Annotated in this window: 19 protein-coding genes and 1 riboswitch; of the genes, 8 read left to right on the top strand and 11 right to left on the bottom strand. The window is 71.8% G+C overall.

Annotation, left to right across the window (positions count from 1 at the left end; genetic code table 11):
- Positions 1-141 precede the first annotated feature (141 nt).
- Positions 142-783 (top strand): riboflavin biosynthesis intermediates N-glycosidase, encoded by a 642-nt coding sequence (gene ybiA, locus IE182_RS13580; protein ID WP_229844780.1) that lies wholly within the window; start codon positions 142-144, stop codon positions 781-783.
- On the opposite strand, the gene IE182_RS13575 is transcribed toward ybiA, so the two are convergent.
- Complete coding sequence (locus IE182_RS13575; protein WP_190110023.1) at positions 723-1,547, bottom strand: DUF4190 domain-containing protein; 825 nt, start codon at positions 1,545-1,547, stop codon at positions 723-725. The genes ybiA and IE182_RS13575 overlap by 61 nt on opposite strands.
- Positions 1,548-1,665: 118 nt before the next feature.
- On the opposite strand from IE182_RS13575, the gene IE182_RS13570 reads away from it, so the two are divergent.
- The gene (locus IE182_RS13570) at positions 1,666-2,688 is read left to right on the top strand and encodes an adenosine deaminase (RefSeq protein WP_190110022.1); all 1,023 of its coding nucleotides are present in this window, start codon (positions 1,666-1,668) and stop codon (positions 2,686-2,688) included.
- Positions 2,689-2,716: 28 nt separating this feature from the next.
- Positions 2,717-3,523 (top strand): glycerophosphodiester phosphodiesterase, encoded by an 807-nt coding sequence (locus IE182_RS13565; protein WP_190110021.1) that lies wholly within the window; start codon positions 2,717-2,719, stop codon positions 3,521-3,523.
- Between the two features lie 10 nt (positions 3,524-3,533).
- Here the strand turns inward: IE182_RS13565 and IE182_RS13560 are convergent, their stop codons facing one another.
- Positions 3,534-4,706: a polyamine ABC transporter substrate-binding protein gene (locus IE182_RS13560; RefSeq protein WP_190110020.1), complete on the bottom strand. Its 1,173-nt coding sequence runs from the start codon at positions 4,704-4,706 to the stop codon at positions 3,534-3,536.
- A gap of 134 nt (positions 4,707-4,840) precedes the next feature.
- Positions 4,841-6,292: a gamma-aminobutyraldehyde dehydrogenase gene (locus IE182_RS13555; RefSeq protein ID WP_190110019.1), complete on the bottom strand. Its 1,452-nt coding sequence runs from the start codon at positions 6,290-6,292 to the stop codon at positions 4,841-4,843.
- 183 nt (positions 6,293-6,475) lie between these two features.
- On the opposite strand from IE182_RS13555, the gene IE182_RS13550 reads away from it, so the two are divergent.
- From IE182_RS13550 to IE182_RS13530, 5 genes are all read left to right on the top strand, one after another.
- On the top strand, positions 6,476-6,964 hold the full coding sequence (locus IE182_RS13550; RefSeq protein ID WP_190110018.1) for an Lrp/AsnC family transcriptional regulator: 489 nt from the start codon (positions 6,476-6,478) through the stop codon (positions 6,962-6,964).
- Positions 6,949-8,328 (top strand): aspartate aminotransferase family protein, encoded by a 1,380-nt coding sequence (locus IE182_RS13545; protein WP_190110017.1) that lies wholly within the window; start codon positions 6,949-6,951, stop codon positions 8,326-8,328. Before IE182_RS13550 ends, IE182_RS13545 begins: the two co-directional genes overlap by 16 nt.
- Before the next feature lie 277 nt (positions 8,329-8,605).
- Positions 8,606-9,343 (top strand): ABC transporter ATP-binding protein, encoded by a 738-nt coding sequence (locus IE182_RS13540; protein ID WP_190110016.1) that lies wholly within the window; start codon positions 8,606-8,608, stop codon positions 9,341-9,343.
- The gene (locus tag IE182_RS13535) at positions 9,325-10,551 is read left to right on the top strand and encodes a hypothetical protein (protein WP_190110015.1); all 1,227 of its coding nucleotides are present in this window, start codon (positions 9,325-9,327) and stop codon (positions 10,549-10,551) included. The genes IE182_RS13540 and IE182_RS13535 overlap by 19 nt, the downstream gene beginning before the upstream one ends.
- Positions 10,552-10,661: 110 nt before the next feature.
- Positions 10,662-11,591, top strand: coding sequence for a DMT family protein (locus tag IE182_RS13530; RefSeq protein WP_190110014.1), 930 nt, complete (start codon positions 10,662-10,664; stop codon positions 11,589-11,591).
- An 87-nt stretch (positions 11,592-11,678) separates the two neighbouring features.
- Here IE182_RS13530 and IE182_RS13525 read toward each other — a convergent pair whose 3' ends face one another.
- The 8 genes from IE182_RS13525 to tsf all read right to left on the bottom strand — a co-directional run bounded on the left by IE182_RS13525 (position 11,679) and on the right by tsf (position 20,522).
- Positions 11,679-12,695: an ABC transporter ATP-binding protein gene (locus IE182_RS13525; RefSeq protein ID WP_190110013.1), complete on the bottom strand. Its 1,017-nt coding sequence runs from the start codon at positions 12,693-12,695 to the stop codon at positions 11,679-11,681.
- Positions 12,696-14,408 carry an ABC transporter permease gene (locus tag IE182_RS13520; RefSeq protein WP_190110012.1) on the bottom strand — a complete coding sequence of 571 codons (1,713 nt, stop codon included), beginning with the start codon at positions 14,406-14,408 and terminating at the stop codon, positions 12,696-12,698.
- Complete coding sequence (locus IE182_RS13515) at positions 14,384-15,475, bottom strand: thiamine ABC transporter substrate-binding protein (RefSeq protein WP_190110011.1); 1,092 nt, start codon at positions 15,473-15,475, stop codon at positions 14,384-14,386. Before IE182_RS13515 ends, IE182_RS13520 begins: the two co-directional genes overlap by 25 nt.
- Positions 15,471-15,576, bottom strand: a riboswitch (TPP riboswitch). It overlaps the preceding gene by 5 nt.
- A 31-nt stretch (positions 15,577-15,607) precedes the next feature.
- A complete protein-coding gene (rlmN, locus tag IE182_RS13510) occupies positions 15,608-16,717 on the bottom strand; it encodes a dual-specificity RNA methyltransferase RlmN (RefSeq protein ID WP_190110010.1) in 1,110 nt (369 codons plus the stop codon).
- A 187-nt stretch (positions 16,718-16,904) separates the two neighbouring features.
- Positions 16,905-18,017, bottom strand: coding sequence for a phosphatidate cytidylyltransferase (locus tag IE182_RS13505; RefSeq protein WP_190110009.1), 1,113 nt, complete (start codon positions 18,015-18,017; stop codon positions 16,905-16,907).
- Positions 18,017-18,574, bottom strand: a complete 558-nt coding sequence (gene frr / locus IE182_RS13500) for a ribosome recycling factor (RefSeq protein ID WP_190110008.1) — start codon at positions 18,572-18,574, stop codon at positions 18,017-18,019. The genes IE182_RS13505 and frr overlap by 1 nt, the downstream gene beginning before the upstream one ends.
- Positions 18,575-18,743: 169 nt before the next feature.
- A complete protein-coding gene (gene pyrH, locus IE182_RS13495) occupies positions 18,744-19,523 on the bottom strand; it encodes a UMP kinase (protein WP_190110007.1) in 780 nt (259 codons plus the stop codon).
- A gap of 162 nt (positions 19,524-19,685) precedes the next feature.
- Positions 19,686-20,522 (bottom strand): translation elongation factor Ts, encoded by an 837-nt coding sequence (gene tsf / locus IE182_RS13490; RefSeq protein ID WP_190110006.1) that lies wholly within the window; start codon positions 20,520-20,522, stop codon positions 19,686-19,688.
- Between the last annotated feature and the right edge of the window lie 127 nt (positions 20,523-20,649).

The following is a 20,649-nucleotide window of genomic DNA, read 5'->3' as shown; positions in this document are numbered from 1 at the left end:
GATCCTGGCAGAGCGAGCCGATCCCAACAAGGGATTCCGTCGCCATGTTTTGACTGGGCGACGGATTCTGTGCAGAGCCCCCGGCCGGCACCCTGCGGGGCCCGCGACCGGCTGTCAGAGGCCGCTGCCAGAATGAACGGCATGACGGAACGGGGGACGGACGACATGGGCACAGAGCGGATCACCGCGGACGGTCCGCGGACGGTGGCGGAGCTGACGGCGGCCGCCGCCCGCGGCGAGCGGGCGAAGTACGTGTACTTCTGGGGCCACCGGCCGCGCCGCGACGGCAGCGTGGGAGCGGGTTGCTTCAGCCAGTGGTGGCCCTCGCCCTTCACCGTGGACGGCACGGTCTACGCCACCGCCGAGCACTGGATGATGGCCGGCAAGGCACGGCTGTTCGGCGACGCCGAGGCAGAGGCCCGGGCGCTCGCGGCCGGCCACCCCAAGCAGGCGAAGGACGCGGGCCGTTCGGTGCGCGGCTTCGACGAGGAGGAGTGGCGCCGGCACCGCTTCGAGCTGGTCGTCGAGGGCAGCGTCCACAAGTTCGGGCAGCACCCGGAGCTGGGCGCCTACCTGCTCGGCACGGGCTCACGCGTCCTGGTGGAGGCCAGCCCGCTGGACCGGGTGTGGGGCATCGGCCTGGCCGCCGACGACGAGCGGGCGCAGGACCCGGCCCGCTGGCGCGGGCTGAACCTGCTGGGCTTCGCGCTGATGGAGGCGCGTCAGCGCCTGGCGGCGGCTGCCGGGAGCAGCGGGCCGGGGCCGGGCGGCGCGCTCATATAGGCGCCGTAGACGGCCTCGTCGGGGTCGTCGTCCACATCGCTCGCGTCGTCGTCCACGGTGATGATGAAGACGAGCATCAGGGCCGTGGCGAGGAGTGCCACGCCGCCCAGGATCAGCCCCGCCAGGGCCTGTCCGCCGTTGGTCGCCTCGCCCGTGCCCGCCTTGGTGCGGCCCATCGCGCCGAAGACGATCGCCAGCACGCCGAGGATGACGCCGAAGACGACGGTGGGCGCCAGCACGGTGCCCACGATGCCGAGCACCAGGGCGGTCACCCCGAGGCTGTTGTTGGGCGCCGGGACCGGCGCCGGCCAGCCCTGCCCGTAGGCCGCGGCCGGGTAGCCGTAGGCGCCCGTGCCGTAGCCGGTCTGCCCGTAGGGGCCCTGGGCGTACGGGTCCTGGCCGTACGGCACCGCTCCGACGCCCGGGCCGGTGGCGTAGGGCGCCGGGCCCTGCTGCGGGTAGGGGCCGGGCTGCCCGTAGCCGTAGGTTCCGCCGGCGTACGCGCTGGGGGTGCCCGGGCCGGTCGGAGCGAGCGGTACGGGCGGGACGGCGCCGGGCTGCGGCGCGCCGGGAACGGGCTGGGCGGGCACGGCCGCGGCAGGCCCGGGGAACGGCGGTGCGAGGGGGACGGGCTGTACCTGCTGTGGCACGGCCGGCGCCGGTGCGGCGCCGGGCTTGTCGAGCGGCACGCGCCGCTCCGGCACAGGCGGAGCCCAGGGATCGTTGTGCTGCGGCTCCGGCTGCGTGTCGTCCTTGTCGGACATGACCCTCCCCAGTCGTTACTCCGTCATGCTACGGCCTGAGCACGGCCCCGACTCCCACCGCGCATACGATGATCGGCACGCCGTTGACCGAGCGCCCCGAGCAGCCATGGAGGCACGCATGCCCGCACTCGACTCGTTCATCGCAGGGCTCCCGAAGGCGGAGCTGCACGTGCACCACGTGGGCTCCGCGTCCCCACGCATCGTCGCCGAGCTGGCCGCACGCCACCCCGACGGGCCGGTGCCCACCGACCCCGAGGCCCTCGCCGACTTCTTCACCTTCCGGGACTTCGCCCACTTCGTCGAGGTCTACCTCTCGGTGGTCGACCTGATCCGCGACGCCGAGGACGTGCGCCTGCTGACCTACGAGGTCGCCCGCGACATGGCCCGGCAGAACATCCGCTACGCCGAGCTGACCGTCACCCCCTACAGCTCCACCCGGCGCGGCATCCCGGACGCCGCCTTCGTGGAGGCCATCGAGGACGCCCGCAAGGCCGCGGAGTCGGAGCTGGGCGTCGTCCTGCGCTGGTGCTTCGACATCCCGGGCGAGGCGGGGCTGGCGGCCGCCGAGGAGACGGCGCGGATCGCCTGCGACCTCAAGCCGGAAGGGCTGGTCTCCTTCGGTCTGGGCGGCCCCGAGATCGGGGTGCCCCGCGGTCAGTTCAAGCCGTTTTTCGACCGGGCCATCGCCGCCGGGCTGCACAGCGTGCCGCACGCCGGGGAGACCACCGGCCCGCAGACCATCTGGGACGCCCTGACCGAGCTGCGCGCCGAGCGCATCGGCCACGGCACCAGCGCCACCCAGGACCCCCGTCTGCTGGCCCACCTGGCCGAGCACCGCATCCCGCTGGAGGTCTGCCCGACCTCCAACCTCGCCACCCGCGCCGTGACCGACCTGGACCGACACCCGATCAAGGAGATGGTCTCCGCCGGGGTGCTGGTGACCGTCAACAGCGACGACCCGCCCATGTTCGGCACCGACCTCAACACCGAGTACGCGGTCGCCGCCCGCCTCCTGGACCTCGACCCCCAGGGCATCGCCGCGCTCGCCAAGAACGCCGTGGACGTGTCGTTCATGGACGAGACGGCCAAGGCGCGGCTGCGCACGGAGATCGACACCTACACGGCGACCTGGCGGGGCTGACGGCGCGGGCCCCGGCGTTCCCGCCACAATGGGGCGCATGGTCACCGCCTTCACCGCCGTCGCCCATCGCGGCGACCCGTATGTGCACCGCGAGAACACCCTCCCCTCGATCCGCTCCGCGCTGTGGGCGGGGGCGGGTGCCGTGGAGATCGACGTCCGGCTGACCGCCGACGGCGTGCCCGTCCTGCTGCACGACGCGACGCTGGGCCGGCTGTGGGGCCGGGAGGTGGCCCTGTCGGCCCTGACGGCCGAGCAGGTGCGCAGCCTCACCCACGGCCGGGTGCCCACGCTCCAGGAGGCCCTCGCCGAGGTCATGCGGCCGGGGCGGGAGACGCAGGGCCGGGCGGGGCGGGAAGAGCAGGGCCGGGCGGGGCGGGAAGAGCAGGGCCGGGCGGGGCGGGAAGAGGGGGGCGGAGCAGAGAACGCGTCGCCGGCGCGGCTGTTCGTCGACCTGCCGGACCCGGCCGCGGCCGCGGCGGCCGTCGCCGCCGTCCGGGCGAGCGGGGCCGCGGAGCGCGCGTACTACTGCGGCGGGCCGGTGGCGATGCTCAACGTGCGCCGCGCGGACCCCGACGCCGAGATCGCCCTGACCTGGACGACGCACGCCCCGCCCCGCCCGTCCCTGCTGGCCGAGGTGCGCCCGCGCTGGCTCAACTACCGCTTCGGGCTCGTCACGCCGGAGCTGGTGGCGCGCAACCACGCCGACGGGCTGCTGGTGTCGGCCTGGACCGCGGACACCCGCCGCACCATGCGCCGGCTGCTGCGCGCGGGCGTCGACTCGATCACCACCAACCGCATCGGGGCCCTGCGCTCGCTGCTGCCCGCCTCCGCCTGAGGCGGCGGGCTCACAGCCCGGCGATCTCGTTCCACTCCTTGGTGAAGGCCGGCCGTTCGCGGGCGGTCATGTCGCGGGCGGTCGCGAGCCGCCTGCGCATGTCCTCGCTGGGGAAGACCAGCGGGTTCTCGGCGAGCTCGGCGAGTTCCTTGTCCTTGGACGAGGCCAGGACCTCGCGGGCGGCCGGGACCGGGCAGACGTAGTTGACGGAGGCGGCGAGCTCCGCGGCGACGTCGGGCCGGTAGTAGTGGTCGACGAGCGCTTCCGCGTTGCGCTTGTGGCGGGCGAGGTTGGGGATCATCAGGCTCTCGGCCCACAGCTCCGCGCCCTCCTCGGGTACGACGAACTCGATGTCCGGGTTGTCGGCCTGGAGCTGGATGATGTCGCCCGAGTACGCCTGGCAGGCGAGGACGTCGCCGGAGGACAGGTCCTTGATGTAGTCGTTGCCGGTGAAGCGGCGGATGTGCCGCTTGCGGACGAGCGTGCGCAACTGCTCGGTCATGGTGTGGAAGTCGTCGGCGGTCCAGCGCGTGACGTCCGCGCCGTTGCCCTGCATCAGCAGGGAGAACGCCTCGTCCATGCCGGACAGCAGGGTGACGCGGCCGCGCAGGTCGTCGTGCCACAGCTCCGCGGTGCGCCGGATCTCGCGGCCGAGCTTGCGGCGGTTGTAGGCGATGCCCGTGATGCCGGACTGCCAGGGCACGGTGTGCCGGCGTCCGGGGTCGAAGGAGGGTCCCCGCAGCAGCGGGTCGAGTTCCTTGGCGACGTGGGGCTGGGCGGCCCGGTCCATCTCCTGGACCCAGCCGAGCCGGACGTAGCGGGAGGCCATCCAGTCGCTGACGACGATGAGGTCCCGGCCGGTCTCCTGGTGGTTCATCAGGGCCGGGCTGATCTTGCCGAAGAACTCGTCGTTGTCGTTGATCTCCTCGGTGTACTTCACCGAGATACCGCTGCGCTCCTGGAACGCGTCGAGGGTGGGACGTTTCTGCGGGTCGTCCTCGTCCGCGTCGATGTACAGCGGCCAGTTGGCGAAGACCAGGCGCTTGTCGCGATCGGAGCGGTCCGCCGCGGCCCGGTCGCCCGGGGCGACGTAGGCGGCGGGCACCCCGCACCCGGCGAGGGCTGCGGCCCCGGCGCCGGCGCCCAGCGCGCGCAGGAGGGTCCGGCGGGAGAGGGGCTTCACGGGCTTTTACTCGCATTCCGGCGGGATGGCGGGCAGGACGTACGGGCCGATCGGCCGGGCGTCGATGATACGCGCACGCACGTACGGACCGTACGTGCGTGCGCGACCGGGGTGCGGTGCGGCCCGGAGAGGGGTCAGCCCAGCGAGGTCATCACGTGCTTGATGCGGGTGTAGTCCTCGAAGCCGTAGGCGGAGAGGTCCTTGCCGTAGCCGGACTTCTTGAAGCCGCCGTGGGGCATCTCGGCGACCAGCGGGATGTGGGTGTTGATCCACACGCAGCCGAAGTCGAGGGCCTTGGACATCCGCATGGCCCGGCCGTGGTCCTTGGTCCACACCGAGGAGGCCAGGGCGTACTCGACGCCGTTGGCGTAGGCGACGGCCTGCTCCTCGTCCGTGAAGGACTGGACGGTGATGACGGGGCCGAAGACCTCGTGCTGGACGATCTCGTCGTCCTGCTTGAGGCCGGAGACGACGGTCGGGGCGTAGAAGTAGCCCTTCTCGCCGACGCGGTGGCCACCGGCCTCGACCGTGGCGTGGGCGGGGAGGCGCTCGATGAAGCCGGTCACCTGCTGCAGCTGGTTGGCGTTGTTGAGCGGGCCGTAGAGCACGTCCTCGTCGTCCGGCTGGCCCGTCTTGGTGTCGGCGGCGGCCTTGGCGAGGGCGGTGACGAAGTCGTCGTGGACGGACTCGTGGACGAGCACGCGGGTGGCGGCCGTGCAGTCCTGGCCGGCGTTGAAGTAGCCGGCGACGGCGATCTCCTCGACGGCCTTGGCGATGTCGGCGTCCTCGAAGACGACGACGGGCGCCTTGCCGCCGAGCTCCAGGTGGACGCGCTTGAGGTCCTTGGAGGCGGACTCGGCGACCGACATGCCGGCCCGTACGGAGCCGGTGATGGAGGCCATCGCGGGCACGGAGTGCTCGACCATCAGGCGGCCGGTGTCGCGGTCGCCGCAGACGACGTTGAAGACGCCCTTGGGGTGGCCCAGCTCCTCCAGCACCCCACCGATGATCTCGGCGATCAGGACGGTGGAGGCGGGGGTGGTGTCGGAGGGCTTGAGGACGACGGTGTTGCCCGCGGCGAGGGCCGGGGCGAACTTCCACACGGCCATCATCATCGGGTAGTTCCACGGCGCGACCTGCGCGCAGACGCCCACGGGCTCGCGGCGGATGATGGAGGTCATCCCCTCCATGTACTCACCGGCGGAGCGGCCCTCCAGCAGGCGGGCGGCGCCGGCGAAGAAGCGGATCTGGTCGACCATGGGCGGCACCTCCTCGCTGCGGGTGAGCGAGAGCGGCTTGCCGGTGTTCTCCGACTCGGCGGCGACGAGCTCCTCGGCCCGCGCCTCGAAGGCGTCGGCGATCTTGAGGAGGACCTTCTGGCGCTCCGCGGGCACCAGGTCGCGCCAGGCGGGGAAGGCGGCCTCGGCTGCGGCCATGGCGGCGTCGACGTCGGCGGCGCCGGACAGCGGGGCGGTGGCGTACGCCTCTCCGGTGGCCGGGTTGACGACCTCGGTGGTCCGCCCGTCGGCGGCATCGCGGAACTCTCCGTCGATGTAGTTACGCAGGCGGCGCAGCTCGGTGGTCACGTTGTGCCACCCCTTCTGTCGAATCTCCGTTGACTTGAGGCGCCCAGCCTAATCAGTGAGGTGACGCTTTCAACATACCCATCACCCATGAACAACGGAATCAGTGCTTCTACGCTTGATCGGCAACGAATTTCATCGCTCAACGCTTGCCAGGCCACCGACTTCTCCTGCACAGTGGGATGCGTGGCCACTCGTAGTGCAGATTCGAAGAGCGTGAACAGCACGCAGCCGATCGATGCCGTCTCCCTGGCGATCATCGAGCAGCTCCAGGAGGACGGGCGCCGCCCGTACGCGGCGATCGGCAAGGCCGTGGGACTGTCCGAGGCGGCGGTCCGGCAACGCGTGCAGAAGCTGCTCGACCAGGGCGTCATGCAGATCGTCGCCGTCACCGACCCGCTCACCGTGGGATTCCGGCGCCAGGCGATGGTCGGCGTCAACGTCGACGGGGACCTCGATCCGGTCGCCGACGCCCTGACCGCGATGGACGAGGTGGAGTACGTCGTCGTCACCGCCGGCTCCTTCGATCTCCTCATCGAGATCGTCTGCGAGGACGACGACCATCTCCTGGAAACGATCAACAAGCGCATCAGGACCCTGCCGGGCGTGCGCTCGACCGAGAGCTTCGTCTATCTCAAGCTCCGCAAACAGACCTACACATGGGGAACCCGATAGCCGTGAGCAAGGACCTCAGCAGGACGGCGTACGACCACTTGTGGATGCACTTCACCCGCATGTCGTCGTACGAGAACGCACCCGTGCCCACCATCGTGCGCGGCGAAGGCACCTACATCTTCGACGACCAGGGCAAGCGCTACCTCGACGGCCTGGCCGGCCTGTTCGTGGTCCAGGCCGGCCACGGCCGCACCGAGCTCGCCGAGGCCGCCAACAAGCAGGCCCAGGAGCTCGCCTTCTTCCCCGTGTGGAGCTACGCCCACCCCAAGGCCGTCGAGCTGGCCGAGCGGCTGGCCCACTACGCCCCGGGCGACCTCAACAAGGTCTTCTTCACCACCGGCGGTGGCGAGGCCGTCGAGACGGCCTGGAAGCTGGCGAAGCAGTACCACAAGCTCACCGGCAACCACGGCAAGTACAAGGTCATCTCCCGGGCCGTCGCCTACCACGGCACCCCGCAGGGCGCCCTGGCCATCACCGGCCTGCCCGCCCTCAAGGCCCCCTTCGAGCCGCTGGTCCCCGGCGCGCACAAGGTGCCCAACACCAACATCTACCGCGCGCCGGTCCACGGGGACGACCCGGAGGCGTTCGGCCGCTGGGCCGCCGACCAGATCGAGCAGCAGATCCTCTTCGAGGGCCCGGACACCGTCGCGGCCGTCTTCCTGGAGCCCGTGCAGAACGCCGGCGGCTGCTTCCCGCCGCCGCCCGGCTACTTCCAGCGAGTGCGCGAGATCTGCGACACCTACAACGTGCTGCTCGTCTCGGACGAGGTCATCTGTGCCTTCGGCCGCCTGGGCACGATGTTCGCCTGCGACAAGTTCGGCTACGTGCCGGACATCATCACCTGCGCCAAGGGCATGACGTCGGGCTACTCCCCCATCGGCGCGGCCGTCATCTCCGACCGCATCGCCGAGCCGTTCTTCAAGGGAAGCAACACCTTCCTGCACGGCTACACCTTCGGCGGCCACCCCGTCTCGGCCGCGGTCGCGCTGGCCAACCTCGACATCTTCGAGCGCGAGGGCCTCAACCAGCACGTGCTGGACAACGAGTCGGTCTTCCACGCCACCCTGTCGAAGCTGCACGACCTGCCGATCGTCGGCGACGTGCGCGGCAACGGCTTCTTCTACGGCATAGAGCTGGTGAAGGACAAGGCCACCAAGGAGTCCTTCACGCCGGAGGAGTGCGAGCGGCTGCTGTACGGCTTCGTGTCGAAGAAGCTGTTCGAGAACGGCCTGTACTGCCGGGCCGACGACCGCGGCGACCCGGTCATCCAGCTGTCGCCGCCGCTGATCTCGGACCGGTCGACGTTCGACGAGATCGAGCAGATCGTCCGCGGGGTCCTCACGGAGGCGTGGACGAAGATCTGACGGGACCGCACCCCGACGGGCACCTCCCACACCTTCCGGCCCGTCTCCCCGCCACGGCCCACGGACGCGCTCACTCCCCCGCGCGCACGTGGGCCGCGGCACGCGCGGCGCACACCCCCCGGCGATGAGCCCGATGGAAGGAAAGTGAGGCCCTCCAGCGCCGAGCCTGGACGGGGGCTAGGATCCCGGTTCCGTACGGTGCCAGTGACCCAATGGCCTCCGGTTCGTTCACCCGGACAGGGGAAACGGACCCTCTCAGCGACCCGAGGTGCTCGATATGGTGGCCCCGCCGGACAACGACGTGCTCTGGGCACGCGGTCTGCACTACTCCTACAGCGGTTCCCCGGCCCTGACCGGGGTGTCCATCGGCGTCCGCGAGGGCGAGATCCTCGCCGTGACCGGACCCCGCGGCTCCGGGAAGACCACGCTCCTCAAATGCCTGTCGGGACAGCTCCTGGCCGACCCGGGCGAGGTGTGGTTCAACAGCGCGCCCGTGCACACCCTCTCCCGCGCCGCCCGCGAGCGGCTGCGCCGTGAGCGGTTCGGCTGGATCGACAGCGAGCCCCACCTCGTACCGGAGCTGACGGGCTGGGAGAACGCCGCCCTGACCCTGCTGGTGCGCGGCATCGGCCACCGCACGGCCAAACAGACGGCCACCGAATGGCTCGAACGCCTCGACGTCGGCGACTGCGCCCGCAAGCGCCCCGGCGCCCTCACCCAGGCCCAGCGCCAGCGGATCTCCATCGCCCGCGCCCTGGCCGCCGAGCCGACCGTCGTCTTCGCCGACGAGCCGACCGCTCCGCTGCACGCGACCGACCGCGCCCAGGTGCTGCGCACGCTGACCACGGCCGCCCGCTCGCACCACATCACGGTCGTCCTGGCCACCCTCGACGACGAGAGCGCCGCCCTCGCCGACCGCACGGTCACCCTCGTGGACGGCCGCCGCGGTGGCGCGATCCCGTCCCCCGACGCGTCCGAAGGGGAGGGCAGGGCCGCGTGCTCAGTCTCCGCCTAGCGCGCGGCGCGCACCCGCTCGTCCACCTGCGCCGGCTGCTGGTGGCGGGCGCGGCGTCCGGAGCCGGCTTCCTTCTGCTGTGCGCACTGGGCCACGCCGTGGCGCACCCCGGGGCGGCCGGGGAGTCGCTCGTACGGCTGCTGTGGTGCGCGGTACCGCTGGCGGCCGTCGTGTACTTCGCGGTCGCCGTCGCCCGCAACGATCCCGCCACCCGTCCCCGCGACGGCATGGACGCGGTCGGGTTCGGGCCGGTGCGGCTGTCGGTGCTCGCCGCGGCCTCGACGGCGATCTCGTGCGGGGTGGGCAGCGTCGTCGCTCTGCTGGCCTATCTCGAACTCCGCGGAGACCTGGGCGGCACCCCGCTGAGCGGCACCGCGGCCGGCCTGCTGGACGGGCACGCCGCCCTGCCGTGGGCGGGGGCGCTGACCCTCCTCGGGCTGCTGCCCGTGCTGGCGGCCGGCGCGTGCGTGATCGTGCTGCGCCCGCGCAGGGAGCGCGCCTCGGGCGCGGCCGCGCGCGCCCCGGAGACCGACTCCGCCGACGCCCCCGCGCCGGCCGCTGCCCGCGCGCCCCGGCCGGGCCACGCGGGCCTGCCCTGGGGCATCGCGGTCCTCGCCTGCGGCCTGGCCCTGGAGGCGTACGTCGGGCACGCACCGGCCCCCGCCCCGGACCACCTGCTGGCCCTGCCCGGTCAGGAGGACGGCGCCTCCCCCGGTCTCCTGGCCGGCTGGCTGCTCGCCTCCTTCGGTCTGGTGCTGGCCGGACCCGGGCTCATCCACTGGTGCGGCGCGCTGCTGGCGGCCGGGCGGCCCGGGGCCGTGCGGCTGCTGGCCGGCCGGATACTGCAGGACGCCGCGGTGCGGCTCGGCCGGCCGCTGGGGGTGCTGTGCGCGGTCGCCGCGGGCGCGCTGGCGGCCGTCGAGCTGTACGGCCCGGAGTGGGAGCACACCGGCCCCCACCCGTTCGGGCCGCTCACCGGGCTCGGCGCGGCGATCGTGATGGCCTGTGTGACGGCCACGGCGATCACCGCGGCCCTCGACACCCGGGTGTCCCGCTCCGGGACCCACGACGCCCTGCTGCGGCTGGGCGTGCCGGCCTCCGTGATGCGCGGGGCGGTGGCGGTGCGCTCCGGCGCGCTGCTGGCCCTGCTCGCCCCGCTGACCTGGCTGATCGCCGAGCTCACCACGCTGCCGCTCACCCGTTCTTGACCAGTTCTTGACCCAAGGCAACTCCGGCGCCGAAAAGTACGTCTGCTTCAAGAGGCAGGACTACGTCCGCTGCATCAGCACGACGGACCATCAGGCGAACGGAGCAATTGGTGATCATCGGCCTTGTCACGGCTGTCGCGGCCTCGGCGTGTTACGGCACAGGATCGGTCCTCCAGGCCGTGGGGTCGCGCAGGTCGGCCCAGCAGGAGGCCGCCAAGGGGGCGTCCGCCGCGGGCACCACCCAGCACGGCGGCCCCAGCCTGTCGTCCACCGCGAAGGCGGCGGTGACCTGGGAGTTCATGGTCGGCACCGTCCTGGACTTCGTGGGCTTCGCGCTCGGCGCGCTGGCCGCCCGGATGCTGCCGCTCTTCCTCTCCCAGACGGTGATCAGCGCCAACCTGATCGTCACCGCCCTGCTGAGCATCAAGCTGCTCGGCATCCGGCTGAACCGCAAGGAGTGGATGTCGATCGGCGTGGTCTGCGCGGCGCTGGTGCTCCTGGCGACCGCCGCGGGCCACGAGGGCAGCGGTGAGGCCGCGCGGTCCACGCACTGGTGGCTCCTGGCCATCACCGTCGTGCTGATGGGCGGCGGCTGGATAGCCGTGCACTTCCTCGGTTCGAAGGCCGCGATCCTGGCCGGTCTGCTCTCCGGCCTCGGCTTCGGCGCCATCGGCGTGGGCGTGCGCATCCTCGACGGCATCGACCCGTTCGACCTGCCCACGATGCTCGCGGACCCGGCGCTCTACGCCATCTTCATCGCCGGCGGCGTCGGCATGTACCTGCACACCGTGGCCCTGCAGATCGGCTCGGTCAACGGCGCCACCGCCGCGCTCGTCGTCGGCGAGACGGTCCTGCCCGGCATCATCGGCGTCGTCTGGCTGGGCGACACCTCCCGCGCGGGCTTCGCGTGGATGGCCGTCCTCGGCTTCCTGCTGGCCGTCGCGGGTGCGGTGGCCGTGGCCTGGTTCGGCGAACCGGACGCCCACTCGGCGACGCCTGCGGTCGAGAAGGACACACCGGAGCCGACAGCGGTCGCCTGAGAGCGAGGGGGCCCCTCAAACGCCGGACGGGCTGGTTTTCCAGCCCGTCCGGCGTTTGCGGACACCGCACACAGCGCGGTCCGGGGGTCAGGGGAGAACCGCGACCTCGTCCACCCCGAAGACCGCCCCCACCCGGTCCCCCACCCCCGGCGCGGAGGCCAACGCACAGGCCGCCTCAAGCTCGGGCCCGTCGGCGGGCCGAAGCCGCACCACCACGTGGTCCCCCCGGAACGTCCGCGCCACCACGTCACACGCCAGCCCCTCGGCCACCGAGGCGATCCGCACCCCGGCCGGCCGCACCAGCACCCGGCACGCCCCCTCCGGCGTCCCCCGGGGCACCGGCACCCGGCCCCACACCGTCTCCGCGCACTCACCGCGCACCGTCGCCGGCACCACGTTGTCGAAGCCGAGGAAGCGCGCCACGAACTCCGACGCGGGCCGCCGCCAGACCTCCAGCGGGGTCCCGGCCTGGGCGATGTGCCCGTCGCGCATCACCACCACCCGGTCGGCGAGCGCGAACGCCTCGCCCTGGTCGTGGGTGACCGCCAGCACCGTCGTCCCCAGCCGGCCGAAGAGCGCGCGCAGCTCCACCACGAGCCGTTCGCGCAGGCTCCGGTCCAGCTGCCCCAGCGGCTCGTCGAGCATCAGCAGCCGCGGCTCGGGCGCCAGCGCCCGTGCCAGGGCGACGCGCTGCTGCTCGCCGCCCGACAGGGCGCCGACCGGCCGGCGCTGCGCGCCCGGCAGGCCCACCAGCTCCAGCAGCTCGGCAACCCGGCGGGCCGACTCCGCGCGGCCGGTCCCGCGCATGCGCAGCCCGAAGGCGACGTTGCCGGCCACGTCCCGCTGCGGGAAGAGCTGGTGGTCCTGGAACATCAGGCCCACCCCGCGGCGGTGCGTGGGCACCGCGCTCTGGTCCTTGCCCGCCAGGAGCACCCGTCCGGCGTCCGCCCGCTGCAGGCCGGCCACGACGCGCAGCAGCGTGGACTTGCCGCTGCCGCTGGGCCCGAGGACGCACACGGTCTCGTGCTCGGCGACGGAGAGGTCGACGGCGTCCAGCACCGTGCGCTCGCCGAAGCGGACGGTCACCTCGTCGAGGCGCAGCATCTAGAACTCTCCCGTACGGTCGGTGCGCACGCGCTCCAGCACCAGCAGCGCCGCCGCGCACACCAGCATCAGAATCGTGCTGAGGGCCATCGCCTGCCCGTAGGTGAGTGCCCCGGGCCGGCCCAGCAGCCGGGCCACGGCCACCGGCAGGGTCGGGCTGTCGGGCCGGGCGATGAAGACGGTCGCCCCGAACTCGCCCAGGGACACGGCGAACGCGAAGCCCGCCGCGACCGCGAGCGCCCGCCCGACCAGGGGCAGGTCCACCTCGCGCCACGCCCGCAGCGGCGAGGCGCCGAGGACGGCGGCCGCCTCGCGCAGCCGGACGTCCACCGCGCGCAGCACCGGCAGCATGGTGCGGACGACGAACGGCACGCCCACCAGCGCCTGTGCCAGCGGCACCAGGATCCACGACGTGCGCAGGTCCAGCGGCGGCTCGTCGAGGGCGATCAGGAAGCCGAAGCCGACGGTGACGGCCGAGGTGCCCAGCGGCAGCATCAGCAGCGCGTCGAAGCCCCGTACGAGCCGGCCCTCGCGCCGGGTCAGGGCCGCCGCGGCCAGGCCGCCGACGACCACCGCGACGGCGGTGGCGGCGAGTGCGTACGCCAGGGAGTTGCCGATGGCCGCCAGGGGGGCGACGACGAACGTGCCGCCGTTGTCGCCGGCCGAGGCGAGGGCCCGGTAGTAGGTCAGGTCGTAGCCGTGGGGGCCGTCGAGGGAGCGCAGGACCAGCACCACGAGGGGGACGAGCACGAGGAGGGCGACGACGGCCAGCACGGACGCCAGCAGGGCCCACTGGGCCGCGCCCTGCGGGCGGCGGGCGGTGCGTGCGGCGTCGACCAGCTTCAGCGTCGCCTCGCGCCGCCGGACCGTCCAGGCGTGCACGCCCAGCAGCGCGGCCACGGCCGCGAACTGCACGAGGGTGAGGACGGCGGCCGTGGGCAGGTCGAGGAGCTGTGCGGTCTGCTGGTAGATCTCCACCTCCAGCGTGGCGTAGCGCGGTCCGCCGAGGATCTGGACGACGCCGAAGGAGGTGAAGGTGAACAGGAAGACCATCAGGGCCGCGGCGGCCACGGCCGGGCCCAGGGCGGGCAGGGTCACCCGCCGCCAGGCGGCCAGGCGGCCGGCGCCCAGGACGCGGGCGGCTTCCTCCTGCCGGGGGTCGAGCTGGGCCCACAGGCCGCCGACGGTCCGTACGACCACGGCGTAGTTGAAGAAGACGTGGGCGAGGAGGATCGCCCAGACCGTGGTGTCCAGCCGCACGCCCCACAGCTCGTCGAGCAGCCCGCCGCGTCCCAGCAGCGCCAGGAACGCCGATCCGACGACGACCGTCGGCAGGACGAACGGGACGGTGACCACGGCCCGCAGCAGGTGTTTGCCGGGGAAGTCGAAGCGCGCGAAGACGTACGCGCCGGGGAGCGCGAGCAGGAGCGTGAGCGCGGTGGACGCGGCGGCCTGCCAGGTGGTGAACCACAGGACGTGGCCGATGCGGGGATCGGTGATCACCTCGCCGATGCGGGCGAACTGCCAGCTGCCGCCGTCCTTCAGGCCGCGCGAGACGATCGAGGCGACGGGGTAGGCGAAGAAGACGCCGAAGAAGGCGAGCGGCACGGCCATCAGGCCGAGCCGCGTCGCCGTCCGCCGCCGTCCCCCAGCCGGGCGGACGGCGGCGCGCGGTGGCGCTGCGGGGTCTACTTCAGGACGAGCGAGGACCATTCCTTGACCCACTGGTCGCGGTTCTTGGCGATCTTCTCGGGGGCGAGCGTCCCGGGCTTGTCGATCTGCGCGCCGTACTTGGTGAAGACCTCGGGCAGCTTGGCGTCCTGGCTGACCGGCTTGACGAACATCTGCAGCGGCATGTCCTCCTGGAAGGTCCTGCCCAGCATGAAGTCGATCAGGGCCTTGCCGCCCTCGGTGTTCCTGGCGCCCTTCAGCAGGCCCGCGAACTCGGTCTGCCGGAAGCACGTGCCGGTCGCCACGCCCGTCGGGCCCTCCTGGGGCTCCGGCTTCACGCCGAGCACCTCGGCGGGCGGGCTGGAGGCGTAGGAGACGACGAGGGGGCGGTCGCCCTTGGCCTTCTTGCCGGCGGCGGAGCCGGAGAAGCGGTCGTTGTACGCCTGCTCCCAGCCGTCGACGACCTCGACGCCGTTCTCCTTGAGCTTCTTCCAGTAGTCCTTCCAGCCGTCGTCGCCGTACTGGGCGATGGTGGCGAGCTGGAAGGCCAGGCCCGGGGAGGACGTCGCGGAGTTCTCGGTGACCAGGAGGTTCTTGTACTCCGGCTTGACCAGGTCGTCGAAGGACTGCGGCGGGGTCAGCTTGTGGTCGGCGAAGTAGGCCCGGTCGTAGTTGACGCAGATCTCGCCGGTGTCGACGGGCGTCACGCGGTGCTCGCCGGCGTCGGCCTGGAACTCCTGCGGCACCCGGTCCAGGCCCTTGGCCTCGTACGGGGCGAAGAGGTCCTTGTCGAGCGCCCGGGAGAGCAGGGTGTTGTCGACGCCGAAGAAGACGTCGCCCTGCGGGTGGCTCTTGGAGAGGATCGCCTGGTTGACGGCCCGGCCGGCGTCACCGCTCTTGAGGACCTTGACCGTGTAGCCGGTCCTCTCGGTGAACTCCTTGAGCACGGCCTCCGAGGCGACGAAGGAGTCGTGCGAGACCAGGGTGACGGTCTTGCCGCCGGACTCCCCCGACCCCTTGTCGTCGGAGCTGCCGCAGGCGGCCAGGACGGGCACGCCCAGCGCGAGGGCGGCGGTCGCGCCCAGGGCACGCCGAAGGGTGGTGTTCATGGTGGTGCTGACTCCCTACGCCGGTACTAACCGGATCAGGTCCGAGGGTCTGCGGGCCGTGCCGCACTCTCAGCGCTCGCTGCGCTCCCCTGTCGGATTGTTCATTTGTACGAGTGGTGCAGAGGGACAGTATCAGCGCTCGGTGGCGGCCAGCTGGCCGCAGGCCCCGTCGATCTCCTGGCCACGCGTGTCACGGACGGTGACCGGCACGCCGTGCGCGGCGATCGCCGCGACGAAGGCCCGCTCGTCCTCCGGCCGGGAGGCCGTCCACTTCGAGCCGGGGGTGGGGTTGAGCGGGATGAGGTTGACGTGCACCCGCTTGCCCTTGAGCAGCCGGCCGAGCAGGTCGCCGCGCCACGCCTGGTCGTTGATGTCGCGGATCAGGGCGTACTCGATGGAGATCCGGCGGCCGGACTTCTCCGCGTACTCCCAGGCGGCGTCGAGGACCTCGCGGACCTTCCAGCGGGTGTTGACCGGCACGAGGGTGTCGCGCAGCTCGTCGTCCGGCGCGTGCAGCGAGACGGCGAGGCGGCACTTGAAGCCCTCGTCGGCGAAGCGGTGCATCGCCGGGACGAGGCCGACGGTGGAGACGGTGATGCCGCGCTGCGACAGGCCCAGGCCGTCCGGCTCGGGGTCGGTGAGGCGGCGGATGGCGCCGACGACGCGCTTGTAGTTGGCGAGCGGCTCGCCCATGCCCATGAAGACGATGTTGGACAGGCGGGCGGGGCCGCCCGGCACCTCACCGTCGCGCAGGGCGCGCATGCCGTCGACGATCTGGTGGACGATCTCGGCCGTCGACAGGTTGCGGTCCAGGCCCGCCTGGCCGGTGGCGCAGAACGGGCAGTTCATGCCGCAGCCGGCCTGGGAGCTGATGCACATGGTGACCCGGTCGGGGTAGCGCATCAGGACCGACTCGACGAGCTTGCCGTCGTGCAGGCGCCAGAGGGTCTTGCGGGTGGTGTCGTCGTCGCACGAGATGTGCCGCACCACACTCATCAGCTCCGGCAGCAGCTCGCCCGCGAGCTTCTCGCGGGCGGCGGCCGGGATGTCGGTCCAGGTGGCCGGGTCGTGCGCGTACCGGGCGAAGTAGTGCTGGGACAGCTGCTTCGCGCGGAACGGCTTCTCACCGATCGCGGCGACCGCCTCGCGGCGCTCGGCGGGGCTGAGGTCGGCGAGGTGCCGCGGGGGCAGCTTGGCACCGCGGGGGGCGACGAACGTCAGTTCTCCAGGCGCGGGGGCCATGAGCGGAAACTCCTCATTGCGACGAGAGCGGATGATCTCCGCAATCGCGGAGCCAGCGGCAGGACGGTGCCGGAACCCGGAGGTCTCACAGCTGGGGGAATCCCCGCGGGCGCGGGGCCGGAAAAGGGCCCGCCGCGCAGCGACGAGCCCTTCCAGGGTACCTGGCACGAAACCAGGCCGAATCGATCTAGGCCGCGCCCACGAAGGCGACCATGAGCAGCCACACCACCGGAGCGGTCGGCAGCAGCGAGTCCAGCCGGTCCATGATTCCACCGTGGCCCGGCAGCAGGGCGCCCATGTCCTTGATGCCCAGGTCCCGCTTGATCATGGATTCGCCGAGGTCGCCCAGGGTGGCGCTGACGGCGACCGCGAAGCCCAGCAGCAGACCCTGCCACCACACGCCGTCGTCGATCAGGTACTGCATGCACAGGGCGCCCGCCACCATCGCGAACGCCACGGCGCCGAACAGGCCCTCGCGGGTCTTGCCGGGGCTGATGCGCGGGGCGAGCTTGTGCTTGCCGAAGCGCCAGCCGACCGCGTAGGCGCCGGTGTCGCTGACGACCGTCAGGACGAGGAACGTCAGCACCCGCCAGGCGCCGTCGCCCGCCGCGAGCATCAGCGCCACGAAGGTGGCCAGGAACGGCACGTAGAACGCCGCGAAGACGCCGGCGGTGACGTCCTTGAGGTAGTCGTCCGGCGGCTCGGTCATGCGCCACACGAGCACGGCGAGCGCAGTGAAGGCCATGGCCACCCACGCGCCCTCGGGCCCGTTGACGTAGCCCGCGACGATCATCGCGGCGCCGCCGATGGCCAGCGGCACCAGGGGGGCCTTGATGGCCTTGCGCTCGGCGAGCCGGGACGTCAGCTCCCACAGCCCGACCACCACGGCGACGACGATCACGCCGAGGAAGACGGGCTTGTAGATGAACAGGGAGGCGAGGATGACGGCGCCGAGGCCCACGCCGACCCCCACCGCGGCCCGCAGATCGCGGCCCGCGCTCTTCTTGGCCTTGGCCCCCTGGGGGGCGGCAGGCTCCTGCGGCCGGATGTCGGGCTCCTGTTCATCGCGGAACAGGGGGCCGCCGATGTGCGCGGCCCCCTGGTCACGGTCGGCTCCGTCGTCCTGGTATCCGCCTGCTCCGGGCACAGTGGGCATGGGGCGAGTCTGCGCCGCGATGCCCGCCTCGTGCAGAGGACCCGCCGGTGGGGGTCCTTCCCAGCCGTGCACGGGGGAAGGACCCTGGTCGGTGACTCCCCAGCTACCGGCGCGCGGCGGGGCTCCCCAGGATGCGTCGTTCATCAGACCTCAAGCAGCTCGGCTTCCTTGTGCTTGAGCAGCTCGTCCACCTGCGCGACGTACTTCGCGGTGGTGTCGTCGAGCTCCTTCTCCGCGCGGCGCACCTCGTCCTCGCCGGACTCCTTGTCCTTGACGAGCTTGTCGAGGGCGTCCTTGGCCTTGCGGCGGACGGAGCGGATCGAGACCTTGGCGTCCTCGGCCTTGGTCTTGGCGACCTTGACGTACTCACGGCGGCGCTGCTCGGTGAGCTCCGGGAACGTCACCCGGATGATGTTGCCGTCGTTGCTCGGGTTGACGCCGAGGTCCGAGTCGCGGATCGCCTGCTCGATGTTGCGCAGGGCGGTCTTGTCGAACGGCGTGACCACGGCCATGCGCGGCTCCGGCACCGAGAACGACGCCAGCTGGTTGATGGGCGTCAGCGCACCGTAGTAGTCCGCCACGATCTTGTTGAACATCGCCGGGTGCGCACGCCCGGTGCGGATCGCCGCGAAGTCCTCCTTGGCGACCACAACGGCCTTCTCCATCTTCTCCTCGGCTTCGAGGAGGATCTCTTCGATCACCACTTGCTCCTGGTGTTATCAGTAAGCAGAGCCTCGCCCCTGCGCGCGTCTTCTCCTGCACGGTGTCCGACCGGCAGGCAGTTGTCCATCCCCGTGCCGAGGTCTTCCCGCGGCAGCGAGTTGCCGTCCGTGACACCTCGGGTGCTCACCACGGACGGCGGTGCGGGTCTCAGTCCCGCGTGGCCTGGTCGCTCACGAGCGTGCCGATCTTCTCACCCTTCACCGCACGCGCGATGTTGCCCTCGGCCAGCAGCTCGAAGACCAGGATCGGCAGCTTGTTGTCCATGCACAGGCTGATGGCGGTGGCGTCGGCGACCTTCAGGCCGCGGGCGAGCACCTCGCCGTACTCCAGGGCGTCGAACTTCACCGCGTCGGGGTTCTTCTTGGGGTCGGAGTCGTAGACCCCGTCGACGCCGTTCTTGCCCATGAGGATCGCCTCGGCGTGGATCTCCAGGGCGCGCTGGGCGGCGGTGGTGTCGGTGGAGAAGTAGGGCATGCCCATGCCGGCGCCGAAGATCACGACGCGGCCCTTCTCCAGGTGGCGCACGGCGCGCAGCGGGATGAACGGCTCGGCGACCTGGCCCATGGTGATGCCGGTCTGGACCCGGGTCTCGACGCCTTCCTTGGCCAGGAAGTCCTGGAGGGCGAGGCTGTTCATCACGGTGCCGAGCATGCCCATGTAGTCCGAGCGGGCCCGGTCCATGCCGCGCTGCTGCAGCTCGGCGCCGCGGAAGAAGTTGCCGCCGCCGATGACGACCGCGATCTCGTAGCCCTCGCGGACCACGGCCGCGATCTCGCGGGCGATGGCGTGCACGACGTCGGGGTCGACGCCCAGCCCACCGCCACCGGCGAAGGCCTCACCTGACAGTTTCAGCAGGAACCGACGGGTCTTGCCCTGGTCGGCGCTCGTGTCGTCGGCGGCCTGCTTGGCGTCCGCGCCCTGGTTCATTGGAGTTCTCCTCGTGCACATACGAAGAAGGCCATTGCCGGATGGATCCTTTCGGTTCCCTCTGCGGCAATGGCCTCCTCGTCACATCAGCGGCCGGCCGGTGGACGGTCGGCTGCGTACGACCCTAGCGGGTCGCGGGTCATTCGCTGTCCTGCGGACAGCTCAGGCGCCGACGCGGATGCGGGCGAAGCGCTTCAGCGTGACACCGGCCTCGTCCAGGACCTTCTGGACGGTCTTCTTGTTGTCCTTCGCGAAGGGCTGGTCCAGCAGGACCTGCTCCTTGAAGAAGCCGGTGAGGCGACCCTCGACGATCTTCGGCAGGGCAGCCTCGGGCTTGCCCTCCTCGCGAGCGGTGGCCTCGGCGACGCGGCGCTCGTTCTCGACGACGTCGGCGGAGATGGCGTCACGGGAGAGGAACTTCGGCGCGAACGCGGCGATGTGCTGCGCGACGTCCTTGGCGACCTCGGCGTTGTCCTTGTCCAGCTCGACCAGGACACCGACCTGCGGGGGCAGGTCCGCGGCGGTGCGGTGCATGTAGGCGTAGACCTTGCCGTCGGCGAACTGCGCGAAGCGGTCCACGACGATCTTCTCGCCCAGGGTGGCGTTGGCCTCGTCCACGAACGCCTGGACGGTCTTGCCGGCCTCGATCTCGGACGCCATCAGGGCGGCGACGTCGGCCGGAGCGGTCTTGGCGATGTGGGCGGCCAGGGCGTCGGCGACGGCGACGAACTTCTCGCCCTTGGCGACGAAGTCGGTCTCGCACTTGAGCTCGACGATGACACCGGAGGTGTTGTCCTCGGCGATGAGGGAGGCGACGGCGCCGTTCTCGGTGGTGCGGCTCTCGCGCTTGGCCACACCCTTCAGGCCCTTGACGCGGACGATCTCGATGGCCTTCTCAAGGTTGCCCTCGGCCTCGTCGAGCGCCTTCTTGCAGTCCATCATGCCGGCGCCGGTCTGCTCACGCAGCTTCTTGACGTCAGCGGCGGTGTAGTTCGCCATCCTTCAATCCTTCTTCTGCACTACGCCTTGCCGGGCCTTCGTGGCGTCACGGGCAAGGCTGGTCCGTCTTGAGGTCACCACACCTGCCGGTCCCCGTCCCGCTGACGGGGGCCGACAGTGGATCCAC

This window comes from Streptomyces cinnamoneus (genome assembly GCF_014650495.1).
Classification (GTDB): domain Bacteria; phylum Actinomycetota; class Actinomycetes; order Streptomycetales; family Streptomycetaceae; genus Streptomyces; species Streptomyces cinnamoneus.
Note: the sequence above shows the minus strand (reverse complement) of the source record. Positions and strands in the feature narration are given on the sequence as shown.

Coding starts and splice junctions, on each gene's coding strand:
- tsf (WP_190110006.1), bottom strand. CDS start 20,522: ATGGCGAACTACACCGCCGCTGACGTCAAGAAGCTGCGTGAGCAGACC.
- IE182_RS13565 (WP_190110021.1), top strand. CDS start 2,717: ATGGGGCGCATGGTCACCGCCTTCACCGCCGTCGCCCATCGCGGCGAC.
- rlmN (WP_190110010.1), bottom strand. CDS start 16,717: ATGGCCCCCGCGCCTGGAGAACTGACGTTCGTCGCCCCCCGCGGTGCC.
- IE182_RS13520 (WP_190110012.1), bottom strand. CDS start 14,408: ATGGTCCTCGCTCGTCCTGAAGTAGACCCCGCAGCGCCACCGCGCGCC.
- IE182_RS13575 (WP_190110023.1), bottom strand. CDS start 1,547: ATGTCCGACAAGGACGACACGCAGCCGGAGCCGCAGCACAACGATCCC.
- IE182_RS13505 (WP_190110009.1), bottom strand. CDS start 18,017: ATGAACGACGCATCCTGGGGAGCCCCGCCGCGCGCCGGTAGCTGGGGA.
- IE182_RS13515 (WP_190110011.1), bottom strand. CDS start 15,475: ATGAACACCACCCTTCGGCGTGCCCTGGGCGCGACCGCCGCCCTCGCG.
- ybiA (WP_229844780.1), top strand. CDS start 142: ATGACGGAACGGGGGACGGACGACATGGGCACAGAGCGGATCACCGCG.
- IE182_RS13525 (WP_190110013.1), bottom strand. CDS start 12,695: ATGCTGCGCCTCGACGAGGTGACCGTCCGCTTCGGCGAGCGCACGGTG.
- IE182_RS13540 (WP_190110016.1), top strand. CDS start 8,606: ATGGTGGCCCCGCCGGACAACGACGTGCTCTGGGCACGCGGTCTGCAC.
- IE182_RS13570 (WP_190110022.1), top strand. CDS start 1,666: ATGCCCGCACTCGACTCGTTCATCGCAGGGCTCCCGAAGGCGGAGCTG.
- IE182_RS13545 (WP_190110017.1), top strand. CDS start 6,949: ATGGGGAACCCGATAGCCGTGAGCAAGGACCTCAGCAGGACGGCGTAC.
- pyrH (WP_190110007.1), bottom strand. CDS start 19,523: ATGAACCAGGGCGCGGACGCCAAGCAGGCCGCCGACGACACGAGCGCC.